15 protein-coding genes are annotated in these 12,967 nt (G+C 33.5%); 4 read left to right on the top strand and 11 right to left on the bottom strand.

The genetic code is table 11. The annotated features are described in order from the left end of the window. Nucleotide 1: 1 nt before the first annotated feature. From csaA to cbpA, 3 genes are all read right to left on the bottom strand, one after another. Entirely contained in the window at nt 2-331 is a 330-nt protein-coding gene (csaA, locus tag ACQVV1_RS18895; RefSeq protein ID WP_242251654.1) for a chaperone CsaA, read from the bottom strand. Nucleotides 332-397: 66 nt separating this feature from the next. Next, complete coding sequence (gene brnQ4, locus ACQVV1_RS18890; protein ID WP_396022990.1) at nt 398-1,735, bottom strand: branched-chain amino acid transport system II carrier protein BrnQ4; 1,338 nt, start codon at nt 1,733-1,735, stop codon at nt 398-400. 435 nt (nt 1,736-2,170) lie between these two features. After that, nucleotides 2,171-2,818: a cyclic di-AMP binding protein CbpA gene (gene cbpA, locus ACQVV1_RS18885; protein ID WP_063222760.1), complete on the bottom strand. Its 648-nt coding sequence runs from the start codon at nt 2,816-2,818 to the stop codon at nt 2,171-2,173. Between the two features lie 255 nt (nt 2,819-3,073). On the opposite strand from cbpA, the gene ACQVV1_RS18880 reads away from it, so the two are divergent. The 3 genes from ACQVV1_RS18880 (at nt 3,074) to ACQVV1_RS18870 (ending at nt 5,943) form a co-directional block, all read left to right on the top strand. Beyond that, nucleotides 3,074-3,943 carry a hypothetical protein gene (locus tag ACQVV1_RS18880; RefSeq protein WP_063222761.1) on the top strand — a complete coding sequence of 290 codons (870 nt, stop codon included), beginning with the start codon at nt 3,074-3,076 and terminating at the stop codon, nt 3,941-3,943. Between the two features lie 208 nt (nt 3,944-4,151). Continuing rightward, nucleotides 4,152-5,459 (top strand): hemolysin family protein, encoded by a 1,308-nt coding sequence (locus tag ACQVV1_RS18875; protein WP_063222762.1) that lies wholly within the window; start codon nt 4,152-4,154, stop codon nt 5,457-5,459. Between the two features lies 1 nt (nt 5,460). After that, complete coding sequence (locus ACQVV1_RS18870) at nt 5,461-5,943, top strand: DUF456 domain-containing protein (RefSeq protein ID WP_242251652.1); 483 nt, start codon at nt 5,461-5,463, stop codon at nt 5,941-5,943. 24 nt (nt 5,944-5,967) lie between these two features. On the opposite strand, the gene ACQVV1_RS18865 is transcribed toward ACQVV1_RS18870, so the two are convergent. The 4 genes from ACQVV1_RS18865 to cls form a co-directional block, all read right to left on the bottom strand. Further along, a complete protein-coding gene (locus tag ACQVV1_RS18865; RefSeq protein WP_242251651.1) occupies nt 5,968-6,588 on the bottom strand; it encodes an NAD(P)-dependent oxidoreductase in 621 nt (206 codons plus the stop codon). Nucleotides 6,589-6,689: 101 nt separating this feature from the next. After that, on the bottom strand, nt 6,690-6,869 hold the full coding sequence (locus ACQVV1_RS18860) for a hypothetical protein (protein WP_001045957.1): 180 nt from the start codon (nt 6,867-6,869) through the stop codon (nt 6,690-6,692). 186 nt (nt 6,870-7,055) lie between these two features. Next, nucleotides 7,056-7,514 (bottom strand): spore coat protein, encoded by a 459-nt coding sequence (locus tag ACQVV1_RS18855; RefSeq protein WP_242251649.1) that lies wholly within the window; start codon nt 7,512-7,514, stop codon nt 7,056-7,058. 31 nt (nt 7,515-7,545) lie between these two features. Next, on the bottom strand, nt 7,546-8,730 hold the full coding sequence (cls, locus tag ACQVV1_RS18850) for a cardiolipin synthase (RefSeq protein ID WP_242251648.1): 1,185 nt from the start codon (nt 8,728-8,730) through the stop codon (nt 7,546-7,548). A 160-nt stretch (nt 8,731-8,890) separates the two neighbouring features. Between cls and ACQVV1_RS18845 the strand changes: the two genes are divergently transcribed. Beyond that, entirely contained in the window at nt 8,891-8,977 is an 87-nt protein-coding gene (locus ACQVV1_RS18845) for a YjcZ family sporulation protein (RefSeq protein ID WP_000505094.1), read from the top strand. Nucleotides 8,978-9,103: 126 nt separating this feature from the next. On the opposite strand, the gene ACQVV1_RS18840 is transcribed toward ACQVV1_RS18845, so the two are convergent. The 4 genes from ACQVV1_RS18840 to ACQVV1_RS18825 all read right to left on the bottom strand — a co-directional run bounded on the left by ACQVV1_RS18840 (nt 9,104) and on the right by ACQVV1_RS18825 (nt 12,715). Continuing rightward, nucleotides 9,104-9,610 (bottom strand): acyl-CoA thioesterase, encoded by a 507-nt coding sequence (locus ACQVV1_RS18840; protein ID WP_000141167.1) that lies wholly within the window; start codon nt 9,608-9,610, stop codon nt 9,104-9,106. 195 nt (nt 9,611-9,805) lie between these two features. Then, the gene (locus ACQVV1_RS18835; protein WP_242251647.1) at nt 9,806-10,675 is read right to left on the bottom strand and encodes a TIGR03943 family putative permease subunit; all 870 of its coding nucleotides are present in this window, start codon (nt 10,673-10,675) and stop codon (nt 9,806-9,808) included. 3 nt (nt 10,676-10,678) lie between these two features. Then, nucleotides 10,679-11,575: a permease gene (locus ACQVV1_RS18830; protein ID WP_000418728.1), complete on the bottom strand. Its 897-nt coding sequence runs from the start codon at nt 11,573-11,575 to the stop codon at nt 10,679-10,681. Between the two features lie 198 nt (nt 11,576-11,773). Beyond that, nucleotides 11,774-12,715 carry a magnesium transporter CorA family protein gene (locus ACQVV1_RS18825; protein ID WP_000932392.1) on the bottom strand — a complete coding sequence of 314 codons (942 nt, stop codon included), beginning with the start codon at nt 12,713-12,715 and terminating at the stop codon, nt 11,774-11,776. Nucleotides 12,716-12,967: the final 252 nt, after the last annotated feature.

The raw sequence follows: 12,967 nt of genomic DNA, 5'->3' as shown, positions 1-12,967 counted from the left end.
ACTAACTAATTTTTGTTCCATTTGGTAATTCCATATTAGGCTGAAGTACTACAACATCACCCGCTTCAGGTACTCCTCCTAATACTAGTACTTCCGATTTGAACCCAGCTACACGCTTTGGCGGAAAGTTTACAATCGCAACGATTTGTTGACCCACTAAATCTTCTGGATTATACCTTTTCGTAATTTGAGCACTCGACTGTTTTATCCCAATTTCCCCAAAATCAATTTCTAGTTTAATCGCTGGCACCCTCGCTTCTTTAAATTCCTCTGCATGTATCACCGTTCCAATCCGCAAATCCAAAGTTAAAAAATCTTCAAAATTAGCCATTATATCATTCCTCCCCATTATTACTTAGACAAAATACAAAAATCCCCTTTTAAAAAAGAAAGGCGCCTAAGCACCTTTCTTTTGTAATTCACTTGATTCATTTGACTTATAGAAGAAGAAACCGAGAATCCCGCCAATACATGATGGAATTAACCATCCGATTCCTTCGTTATATAACGGTAACATTTGTAGTACATTAGAAATCGCGTCAATTTTAATCTTCGCACTTTCTAAACCGTTAAAGAAACTAATCAACAACGCACCTAAAATAGCTCCAATATAAATGGTATTACGCTTCCCAATCCATTTATGGAAGTAAGAAAGTACGATTAATACGATTGCAACTGGATAAATGATCATTAACACTGGTAAAGTAACTGCGATTAATTGTGTTAAACCTAGGTTAGATACAATTAAACTAAACACACATACCATTGTTACAATCGTTTTATGCGAAAGTTTTGGGAATAAGTTTGTAAAGAAACCAGCACAAGCTGATGTTAATCCAACAGAAGTTGTTAAACAAGCAAGTATAATAACAAGTCCTAATAAAATTTTACCACTTGTTCCATATAACTCATTTACAACATTCGTTAAAATAAGTCCACCATTCTCCGATACACCAAGTGATGTACTTGTTGAACCAAGATAAGCAAGTGATAAATAGATTAACGTTAAACCAAGTACAGCAATAATACCTGATACTACTGTTATTTTTGCAATTTGATTACTCTCTTTTATTCCTTTAGAGCGGATAACTTGTACAACGACAATTCCAAATACAAGCGCACTAATTGCATCCATCGTTAAATATCCTTGAATAAAACCACCAAAGAAAGTATTTTCTTTATATGCCGCTAGCGGCGCAGCTGGTTCTCCAATCGGATCAATAATTGCCTTTCCGACAATAACAGCAACAATCAATACTAATACTGGTGTAAGAAATTTCCCAAACCAATCCACTAATTTAGATGGATTTAAAGATAAATACCACGTTATTCCGAAGAAAATTATCGTGAAAAGAAATAGCATGTACCACTCTGAAACCAGTGCCTCTGATAAAAATGGCTTCATACCCATTTCAAATGAAACGGCTCCAGTACGCGGAATCGCGAAAAATGGTCCAATCGCTAAATAACTAATTAATGGAAAAACAAACGCAAATATAGGGTGAACTCTAGAAGATAGCGCTTTCAAGTCCCCCTCTACAAACGCGACAGCTGTTACAGCTAATAGGGGTAATCCGACTCCCGTTACAAGGAATCCAATTGTAGCAACCCAAACATTCTCTCCAGCTTGTTGCCCTAAAACTGGTGGGAAAATTAAATTTCCTGCTCCTAAAAATAGTGCAAATAACATTAAACCAATTGCTACCGTATCACCTGGCCTTAAACGTCCCTTCATGCTTTTCATTTGCATAGCACTTTTTCATTGTTTATCTCTATTTTCACAATATGCTATGCATCCTCCTCTCTGCTCAAGATGATAAAATATGCCCCTTACAAAGCAGTGTCTTTCTCCATAATTTCTCCATTCCCCTTATTCTTACTCTAATTATTAATTTTGATTTTTTTGAATATTTAACTCATTAGAGTGGTATTACGTGGAGTAAAGTTGTCAGACCTCTTTGTTTTTATCACACATATAGTAACATATTTAGTTGAAAAATAAAAACATATTTTCAAATTGATTTTTTCGAAAATCAAAATTATCTACATTTTTTATTCTTTTGCACAAATATTATAACAATCTCATCTATTATTCTATCGTTATTTTCAAATAACCTCATACGCGCAACATAACAAAAGCCATCCAACATAATTAGACGGCTTTTGCATGTTAATCTATCGTTTCAACTTCACGTGGATTTTTCATTTCTTCCACATACACAACTCTAAATCCGTGATCTTCTAAATCTTTCAATAACGTCTCTAATTCACCGTCGTTAAACTCTTCTCCTAATGTAAACATAATTCTACGAACTAATAAGGCATCATTATCAAAAGTCATTAAACTTTGGATACCTGTATATTTTTTTAATACTGTGGATAATTTTTGAATTGCTCCATTATAATCCTGTGTCCCAATCATGACAGAATATTTACTAGAATGCACACCCCAAGCATCTTCTAATAACTCAAAAACTTTTTTATGCGTTAAAATCCCAAGAAAGACTCCTTTTTCATCAACTACTGATAAATAAGGTAATTTTTTTATTGTAAAAAATACTTTAAAGAACGAAGAATCTTCTCTCACATATCCTTCTTTATCGTTTAATAATTGTAATACACTCTCTTCCAGTGAACCTTTATATTCTAAAATATCTACTTTATATATATTCCCTAAATATTTCTCTTTTTTTTCATCTAAAACTGGTACACAACGATAGCCAGTTTTATTTAAATGCTCCAGTGCTTCCCCTATTGTAATTGAACTTGAACAAAATAAAACTTCCCTTTTCGACACATAATTCCCTTTAATCCTCATAAACAGCCTCCTTATGTTAAAATACTTTCTGTGCCATAACTATATTATATTTTCACAAAAAAATAAATAATTTATTTTACTTTTCTGAAAATTTTTCATTTTCTTGTCATAATTTATTCACGTTTCATTCACTTATATCTCTACAATACCAAACGTTCTCTCGAAACTTCTTTAAGAAAATATATTGTAACTTACGCCGAAAACAGCTAAAATAAGAATAAGAATTTTCTGAATATTCCAAGAGTAGGTGATTACATGTCTTTATTACGCTCACATATTTGTAAATTTACAGTTGGTGTTCTTATTATATTTATCATTAGTCCTATTCCGTCATTATTTATTACACATAAATACTCATACTTCACTGGCTTTATAAGCATTTTTCATAACTTCGCACAGCTTTCTTCTATGACAATTCCAAAGATTGATTGGATGCACGAATCTATCTTTTTCTCAGCAAATGAGATGGTACATACTTCTAATCATTCAACTCCATTATTCCCTTACATATGGGAAATATATTTTTTATCGATTGTTCGTTTTACCTTTACTCTTGCGATCGGATTCTTCATCAGTTTAGGGATCGGCCATTTATTTTTTAAAGCACCTCATTCGGTTAAAAAGTTCCCTTCTTTATTAAGATGGATACCATACTCTTTTTGCACTGTATTATTACAATGTTCAGTCTTATTACTACTCCTATACATCGCAAAATTTATAAAGCTTCCTTACTACTCATCTTTAATCATCGTTTGTAGTACTTCCATGATTATCGTTATGCAAGCAATAAAAAAATGGGTTCCTTTCTTAAGTAACACAAATGAATATGAAATAAAACAATCTTCTTTTCTTGTAGATACATTGTTTTTAGCTCTTACTTCGAATCATAAATCAATTTTAGGCTCCATTATTATTTCATTCCTTTTTATGGAATGCGTTTTTCACGCAAGCGGACTATTGCAATTTATCGTTCAATTCGGCGGAAATGCACCTGTTATTGTTACAATTAGCTTATTACTTTTGTATATCCCGTATTGCATACTCTCATTCCTTCAAACACTATGGACGACAAACCACTTTAAACAACAGTCATACGCTTTAACAAGAAGTATTTCAAAACCTTAATTTGAAATAACCCTCTATAATCTGAAAGTAGGGGGTTATTCCTTTTGTATAGCGGACAAAATAACAGCAAATTCAAAAACTATTACAGAAACATACCAATATTTACCCTTTTCCTTTGACTATTCTTTTCGTTTGGATTTATTATAAAAGTATAACATAATTGCAGGAGGTGACATCTTTATTCCAAACTATGGAATAGAGAACACACTTGGACATATTAAATATTTTTCTCATCTTTGTACTTATCCTTATTTCCGGCTTTTTCGTTGCATCAGAATTTGCTGTTGTAAAAGTACGAAAAAGTCGAATTGACCAGCTTGCAAATGAAGGCAATAAACAAGCTTTAGCTGCAAGAAGTGTCATTTCTAATTTAGATGTTTATTTATCAGCTTGTCAGCTCGGGATTACCATTACTTCTTTAGGACTGGGTTGGCTTGGTGAACCGACTGTGGAACATTTACTACGACCGCTCTTTGAAAAGATTAATATTACTGGAACAATGGCAAATACTTTATCCTTTATAATTGCCTTTAGTGTTATTACATTTTTCCATGTTGTATTAGGTGAATTAGTTCCGAAATCTTTCGCAATCCAAAGAGCAGAAGCAATCACACTTAAGTTTGCACGACCACTTATTTTATTTGATAAAATTATGTATCCGTTCATTTGGCTACTTAATAGTACAGCTATCTTTTTCACAAAATTACTCGGTTTAGAGCCTGCGAAAGAAAATGAACTTGCCCATTCTGAAGAAGAATTACGACTCATTTTAGGTGAAAGTTTCAAAAGCGGCGAAATAAACCAAACCGAATATAAATATGTAAATAACATTTTTGAATTTGACGACCGAGTTGCGAAAGAAATTATGGTCCCTCGTACAGAAATGATTTGCTTATCTACTGAAAATACGTTAGAAGAAAATATGGATATCGTCGCAACTGAAAAGTATACACGCTACCCTATCATCGAAAAAGATAAAGATGATATTATCGGTATGATCAATACGAAAGAAGTATTTCATGATCAAACGAAAGGCATTCATAAGCCACTTGAATCTTACATACATCCAGTACTAACTGTATTTGAAACTGTTCCAATTCGTAAAACACTGGTACATCTACAAAAGAATCGCGTTCAGATGGCAATCGTTATGGATGAATATGGTGGTACTGCTGGACTTTTAACAATGGAAGATATTCTTGAAGAAATCATTGGAGAAATTCAAGATGAGTTTGATGCAGATGAATCGCCTATGATTGAAAAACGTACGCCGAAGCTTACTGTTTTAGATGGAAAAGTACTTATTTCTGAAGTAAATGATATGTTTGGCTTACATATTGATGAGAGCGACTTAGATACAATCGGAGGCTGGCTACTATCTCAGGCAGTTGACGTAAATATTGAAGCTGGCTACTCCATCGAATATGCCGGTTTTCAATTTAAAGCATTAGAACTTGATGGACATCAAGTCAAAAAAATTGCTGTACATAAATTAGATATAAAAAAGGAGTTATAAAGTGACTGTTTTCTTAACAATCTGTATCATTGCCTGTTTCATTATTTCATTTCTAGCTTTTATTTATCCTATTATACCCGGCATCCTAGCTGTCTGGGCTGGATATTTCATTTACCATTTTGGTATAAATGGCGGAGAACTAACGATTTCTTTTTGGATTATTCAAGCTATTTTCACACTATTCATTTTCGTTGCTGATTTTATTGCAAATGGATATTTCTTAAAGAAATACGGTAGTTCTAAATGGGGCGAACGTGTCGGAATGATTTCGATCATTGCCGGATCTTTCTTCTTCCCACCATTCGGACTTATTATCATACCATTTTTAGCGGTATTTATAACCGAATTAATGCATAAAAAAGCGCCAAAAGACGCTTTTCTTGTAGGAGTTGCTACTGTAGTTGGTTTTTTAAGCAGTACAGTAGCGAAAGCCATTCTCCAAACCATTATGATTATCATATTTGTATGTTATATCGTCTTTTAACCATCCCAATTTCGGGATGGTTTTTTAATATGAAATACCTACTCGACTATTCTCATATTTGTTTTTACTACACAGATTCCACGTAAATTGTGCTGTATCACCAACTGTTATTTTCGCACCACCTTCTGGTAATACATCTTTTTCAGTCCGATATACACCTGTCACATCACCGTCTATTAAATGCGTTGGACAAACGACCGTCCAACATAAATTACTACTACTAAGTATCTTATATGCAGCTAAATGATCTTCTGCTGCTGTTGTCGTTTTCCTTTTTGATTCCGTTGATTGAAAACGATATAAATTTAGATTTGTTCTTGCTTGTAAAATACCAGCTGTTCCTATTGTAATGATTTTATGAACCCCTTCTTTTTCCATTTGCTTTATAATTTGTGGCATACTTTTCGTTAACGTCCCATTTTGATCCGTTCCAAGTGCACTAATTACTATATCGCTTCCTTCTATCGCTTTCTTTATATCATTTGCGTTCAATACATTACCTTCTATAACTTGTAATCTTTCATGATGTATTTCTATTCTATTTAAATCACGCGCTAATGCAGTCACTTCAGCTGAATCCTTTAATGCTAATTTTATTATATTTGAACCTACTCTCCCTGTTGCTCCTAATATACATACTTTCATTTGTTTTCCTCCTCTTTCATTCTTTCTCTATTTTTCAATAATCTCAATCAATTTACAACAAAAAAGCTTCCTCACATATAAGAGGAAGCTCTATTATTACATTATTTCTTTTCTTTAGAATCCGTAGACTTCTCAGTTCCACTTGTTTCTTTATCCTTTTTGTCCTCTTGTTGTGTTGTTGTATCGTCTTCTTTCTTCTTGTCCTCATCTTTACTACAACCTACCATTAATAAAGAACTTGCAAGTGCCATAGCAGTTAATGATTTAACCCATTTGTTCATTTGCGTTTCCTCCTTTTGATAGAATATGTACAATCCCATATTACTCTCTATTTTTAAAGGAAAGATTGACAAATAGTAAATAAACGGTAAATATTTGTAAATTTTCTGATAATAAATATGTACACCTAATCATTTTTCTCTACGAAAAATAAAAAACTAAGGCGCCTATCTTTCCGCCTCAGTTTTTTATGCAAACTTCTCATTTTCATATACATGTTTAATCTTATACTCTTTCTTCACAACATATTGCCATACACTATAGGCATAACGGTTCATTTTTAGGAAGCAATTTTCTAAAAATGAACGAAATTCTGGATTTGCAACTTCAACTGCCACTTGAGCAAACTTTAACGCTAACCGTTTTAAATGCGCAATATAACAAGTTGCTATTTGGATATCTCCTGAATATTTACTATCAGTTTCCTTCTCCATTCCATGCAAATGAAATGAAATTGGTTCACAGGTTATATGCTGTACATTCTCTCCTTCTTGAAAATTCACTTGTTCATTATACGCTTGCAACATATATGGTAAATGATGCTGTAATAGCTCCTTTAATTCTTCATCTCTTACCTCTCCTGTATACTCCCCAACCTTGTATATAAGCATATAACTATACCTCATTAATTCTTTCATACAATCCATGAGAGTACCTCCCTTCTCTTTTGTCTATATGTTATAAATATGCTGCTATAACATTTGCTATTCTTGCTAAAAACCAATCCCATTTACTAATTTTCTCAAAATCTTCTTGCGAAAATCTTTTTGACTTATGAAAGTCTTCTTTTAATCGGTTCCATACGTCCGCTGTTACTTCCTTATCATAGATAATACAATTAGACTCCGTATTTAAATAAAAACTTCTATTATCAAAGTTTGCGGTACCAATATCAACAATTTCCCCATCAATGATTGTTACTTTCCCATGAAAAAAACCATTCTGATATTGATAAATCTCTGCTCCAGCATGTAACATGTCTTTCAAATACGGATAGGCAGCTTGTTTTAACAATACTGCATCACTTTTAAATGGTACGAGAATTTTCACATTGACACCGCGGTTTAATGCATCTTTTAACGCTTTTATCATTTCTTTACTTGGTACAAAATATGGTGTAGCAATAATTAAAGACGTTTTAGCCTGCTTTATAAGCGCTCCATATTTTTCCCATAAACCTTTTCCGTCTGAAAATAAATATTGATACTTTACATTCCCTATTGCAGGTAAACTTTCATGTACAGGCATTTTTTCTCCCGTATCTTCTTTCCAGTCAGCAGAGAATTTTCTTTCCATATCCGTGGCACCATTCCCCTTGACTCGTACATGATAATCACGCCACGGACCAAATTTCGGATTTTGTCCAAGGTACTCCTTTCCAATGTTAAAGCCGCCGACGTATGATACTTTTCCATCTATCGTAACAATGCGTCTATGGTTCCGTTGATGCAACGAGTAGAATATATGTTTCAGTTTAGGCTTTTTACTAAATGTAAACTGGACACCATTGCTTTTTAGTTGACGAATTATCTTTTTCTTCAGCTTATATCCACCTATTCGATCGACTGACAATTTCACTTCTACTCCACCCGATGCCTTTTTCTCGAGCAACTGCAAAAACTCTTTGCTTATTTCATCTTTACCTACAATATAAAAATGGATATATATGTACTTTTCTGCATTGCGTATATCCTCAAATAATTTCGTATATAATTCTTCACCGTTCGTATACAGTTGAAATTCACCCAATCGAACTTGTCCTAATTCATATTCACTAGCCATTTTTTTCCCCATTTCCACATCGATGTTAATCCAAATGAATACACCTATTAAACAAAGGATTACAACGAAAAAGTGTTTCATGGATATTTTCCTTTCTCCACTTACTGTTATTTCTATATCTTCCCTTTTTTAATACAATATCATTCAAGAAAATATGTCATTGCATGATATATGTCCATATCAAACGATAGCTCATTTGCATATTGTATGTTGTATCTTAAAATAAAAGGAGGAAATAACAATGGGCTTCGCACATGGTAATGGATTCGCGCTATTAGTCGTATTATTTATCCTCTTAATCATCGTCGGTGCTGCTTGCTTCTGCTAAGTAGTTACTGTCATATGATATGTGGATGAAAAAACTATAAAAGCGGACACCTACTTTTAGGTGTCCGCTTTTCATATGACAAACATTTCGGTCTGTTATGATACCAGTAATGACTAAATACTCAACTCAAAAAGTAAGTAATGTAGCTACTTTCTTGCTCTCTGCCTTACGTATATGACGTTGTTCTGCACGTAACACTGCAATACGATGTAATTCTTTCTCTTCTTCTGTTTCAGGGATTACTCGCGGCACAGGAACTGGATTGTTCTCCTTACTAAGTGCAACAAAAGTAACAAATGACGTTGCTGCGATACGCTTCTCACCTGAAATTAAATCTTCCGCTACTACCTTCACAAACACTTCCATAGAAGTTCTACCTGTCCAAATTACGAAGGATTCATAACTAACACAATCTGAAGAGCGAACAGGATGTAAGAAATCTACCCAATCCATAGACGCTGTGACACATTCTTTTCTTGCATGCCTCGTTGCTGAAATAGAAGCAACCATATCCATCTCGGCTAATATCTTTCCACCAAATAGCGTATTATGATCATTTAAATCTGTTGGAAATACTCGGCTCGTTTTAAACACTCTAGACTCATTAGCTGTTTTTCCTTTTACTTCAGTCATTGTTATCACCTCTTTGATTATTTAACCCGCTATTTGCAGACATTAAGACTCCCACCACAAAGTTCGGTTGGAGTAAAGAAGTTCGGTAAGAGTTCCATTTCCCATTCACCCTAGAACAGTATGAGCTTATTATCATTACACGTTTAATATTAACAACATTCAGAACTTTTAGTCCACAAAAAAGAACCGATGTTATCAATCGGCTCCTCTAAATACATATTGTTCTTTCGGCTGTTCAACTTTATTCCATTTCGTTACTTCTAAAACAGGAATATTCGCATGGAACGGTTGATAAAATTCAGTAGAAATTTCTCCCTCTATTTGAATCCAATCATCGTTTTTCCATTCTACACCTTCTGGCTTTTTCACTAACATACCATATACACCAGAATCTGCTACACAATGTATAATACCAAAACGGAATAAGAAATATTGTTCTTTTTTAGAAGAATCATCTTTGAAAACAAACCCTTTAAATGATAACTTTTTCCCAGTAAACTCGCCAGGATAATTATAAATTGTTTCCATTCCCTTTAGGAAATTTTCATCATTTAAAGTAACACTATCTTTCGTTACAAACTCTTTCTTCCCTTTTTCCATTACACCACGGTATCCTTCTTTCCCGTAATAAATACTCGTGTCAGGCCTTAAGAATTGCCTTGTCATAAACGGATCTTTACTTTCTGCTTGCGCAACAGGAAAATGAAATCCTTTCGCCTTAACGATATCTGAATCTAACGTTGCAATCGGGAAAAACAATCCTGAGACAATCGGAAAGCAGAACAATGTATATGAGAATGCTTTTTTCCACCATGTGTTCTCATCTTTTGAATGATCATGCCCGCAATGGTTATGGTCACAACTACAATCCTGTTTCCCTTGTTCTTTCTGGTGTTCTTGTTGGAAAACAATAATAATTTGAACGACCGTTAAAAACCCTAAAATAATAGCTGCTGTTGTTGATAAATAGGCATACTTCATATTGATATACTTCGTAATATTACCTGAAATATGAAGCTGCGCGATTAAGATTGTAAAACCTAATAATATATATGCTCGAAACATAACCTACCACCCCATCGCATAAATGAGTAGTGAGCTTGCATAAACAACAAGTGTAACTGTAACTGTAACGACAATTACAAATTTTGTTTTAAATGTCGCAAGCATCATAAACATATTTTTAATATCCACCATCGGTCCATATACGAGAAACGCGACAAGTGATGCTGTTGAAAATGTACTTTGGAATGATGAAGCAATAAACGCATCCGCTTCTGAACAAAGTGATAATATATATGCAAGTCCCATCATAACTGCTGGTGAAGAGAACGGCCCTTGTCCTATAGCAAGAAGTGTTGAAGTTTGTACGAACGTTTGAACTGCAGCTGCAATTAACGCACCTAATACTAAATATTTTCCCATCGAGAAAAACTCCTCAACAGCATGCGTACATACATCCCACATTTTTTTACGTAATGGACGCTTATGATTCACTTCTGGGAAGTGATCATCTCGTAATTGATGTTCTTTAAACATAAATGATAATATAATTCCAACGATAATTGCTACGATAATCGCTACAATAGAACGATACCATACCATGTGCATACTACTTCCAAAGGCAACGTATGTTGCAAATAATACAACTGGATTAATGATCGGTCCAGTTAACATAAATGCAATCCCCGCATATGGTGGAACACCTTTTCCGATTAATCGTCTTACAATCGGAACGATTCCACATTCACAGCCCGGAAACATCATACCTAAAAAAGTAGCTACTAAAACAGACAGAAATCGGTTTTTCGGCATCCATTTTGCTACCATATCTTCTGTCACAAACATTTGAATGAATCCTGAAATAAATACACCAATGAGCACAAAAGGAAGTGCTTCGATCAATATGGAAATAAAGATTGTATTCATTTGCAGGAATGCTTTCGGTAATTGAAACAATTCCATGATGTATTTCCTCCAACTTTTCATTAACAATATGTAATTTTAACCCCATTTTATTAATTGGACAAGACTTATACGGAATTCATACCTTTCATATACATTACATTTTATAAGTTATATTCTATTCAAAACTTTGGATTTCATAGCAAAAAAGCTGCTCTAGCGCAGTTATACAACTATGCTAGAGCAGCTTTCTTTTCATTAAAAGTAACGTTTCTTCCAAAAAACAAATGCTAATGTGAAAGATAGTGTTACACATATTATAAGTACAATTACAAAGCCATGTGCTTCTCCTTCAAACGGAACCTTTACGTTCATTCCAAAGAAACTAGAAACCATCGTTGGTAACGATAAAATGATTGTAATAGACGTTAACAGTTTCATAACACTATTTAAATTATTTGATATAACGGAACTAAAAGTATTCATCATTCCACTTAAAATGTGACTATATATTTCCGCCATTTCAATAGCCTGTTTATTTTCAATTAATACATCTTCTAATAAATCTTGATCGTCTTCATACATTTTTAAAAATGTACTGTTACGCATTAGTTTTTGAATTACAATTTTATTTGCCTTTAATGATGTTGTAAAATAAACTAAACTTTTTTCAAGGCCTAGCAATGTGAAAATCTCTTTATTTTTCATCGACTTATTTAATTGATGCTCTAAATCGATTGTTTTTCTGTTAATTTGCTTTAAGTATCTTAAATAATAAGTAGAAATCGTATATAAGAGCTGAAGTGCAAAGCGTGTCTTTTTAAACGTATAAAATTCTTTAATACGTTGATTAATAAAACGTTCAAAAATTGGATTTTCTTCTAAACAAATTGTCACAAAGCAATCTGGCATGACAATCATCCCTATTGGAATCGTGTCATAAATCGAATTTCCTTCTTCATCATGTCTAACTGTTGGAATATCCACGATTATTAAAGTATTATTGTCTTCCTTTTCAATACGAGAGCGTTCTTCATCATCTAAAGGGTCTTTAATGAAATCTAAGTCTACATTTAAAGTTTGTACTAGATATTGAATTTCTTCTTCCGTTGGATGAAGTACATTAATCCAGCAACCCTTTTGCATTTCCTCAACCTCTTGTAGTTTTCCGTTTCGGTCTGTTAAATAAATATTTAACATACTATCACCCCGATTCTTTTTACATGTAGGAATCTACCTCTCTTACATAACAGTTTTTGAACCGCCATTCTCAGCATATGAAACATACGTTTAAATTTCAATAGAAAAATTATTTTGAAAACGTTTTTATAAGAAAAATATTATAAAGTGAAACTTTAATCAGTGGGGGGCTTCACCCCCCCACTGATTATTAGTTGAACCAATCGGGCTTTTACGGGCAGTTGATCCCAACCAAACTTCTTTTCTTTCGCT

The sequence above is a fragment of the Bacillus basilensis genome (genome assembly GCF_050630465.1).
In the GTDB taxonomy this organism is placed as follows: Bacteria; Bacillota; Bacilli; order Bacillales; family Bacillaceae_G; genus Bacillus_A; species Bacillus_A basilensis.
Note: the sequence above shows the minus strand (reverse complement) of the source record. Positions and strands in the feature narration are given on the sequence as shown.

What these genes read in the sequence shown, in the direction of transcription:
- ACQVV1_RS18830 (WP_000418728.1), bottom strand. Translation starts at nt 11,575, where the DNA reads ATGGAATTGTTTCAATTACCGAAAGCATTCCTGCAAATGAATACAATC.
- ACQVV1_RS18835 (WP_242251647.1), bottom strand. Translation starts at nt 10,675, where the DNA reads ATGTTTCGAGCATATATATTATTAGGTTTTACAATCTTAATCGCGCAG.
- ACQVV1_RS18825 (WP_000932392.1), bottom strand. Translation starts at nt 12,715, where the DNA reads ATGTTAAATATTTATTTAACAGACCGAAACGGAAAACTACAAGAGGTT.
- ACQVV1_RS18855 (WP_242251649.1), bottom strand. Translation starts at nt 7,514, where the DNA reads ATGGATTGTATGAAAGAATTAATGAGGTATAGTTATATGCTTATATAC.
- csaA (WP_242251654.1), bottom strand. Translation starts at nt 331, where the DNA reads ATGGCTAATTTTGAAGATTTTTTAACTTTGGATTTGCGGATTGGAACG.
- ACQVV1_RS18840 (WP_000141167.1), bottom strand. Translation starts at nt 9,610, where the DNA reads ATGACTGAAGTAAAAGGAAAAACAGCTAATGAGTCTAGAGTGTTTAAA.
- ACQVV1_RS18865 (WP_242251651.1), bottom strand. Translation starts at nt 6,588, where the DNA reads ATGAAAGTATGTATATTAGGAGCAACAGGGAGAGTAGGTTCAAATATA.
- ACQVV1_RS18845 (WP_000505094.1), top strand. Translation starts at nt 8,891, where the DNA reads ATGGGCTTCGCACATGGTAATGGATTCGCGCTATTAGTCGTATTATTT.
- cls (WP_242251648.1), bottom strand. Translation starts at nt 8,730, where the DNA reads ATGAAACACTTTTTCGTTGTAATCCTTTGTTTAATAGGTGTATTCATT.
- cbpA (WP_063222760.1), bottom strand. Translation starts at nt 2,818, where the DNA reads ATGAGGATTAAAGGGAATTATGTGTCGAAAAGGGAAGTTTTATTTTGT.
- ACQVV1_RS18880 (WP_063222761.1), top strand. Translation starts at nt 3,074, where the DNA reads ATGTCTTTATTACGCTCACATATTTGTAAATTTACAGTTGGTGTTCTT.
- ACQVV1_RS18860 (WP_001045957.1), bottom strand. Translation starts at nt 6,869, where the DNA reads ATGAACAAATGGGTTAAATCATTAACTGCTATGGCACTTGCAAGTTCT.
- brnQ4 (WP_396022990.1), bottom strand. Translation starts at nt 1,735, where the DNA reads ATGAAGGGACGTTTAAGGCCAGGTGATACGGTAGCAATTGGTTTAATG.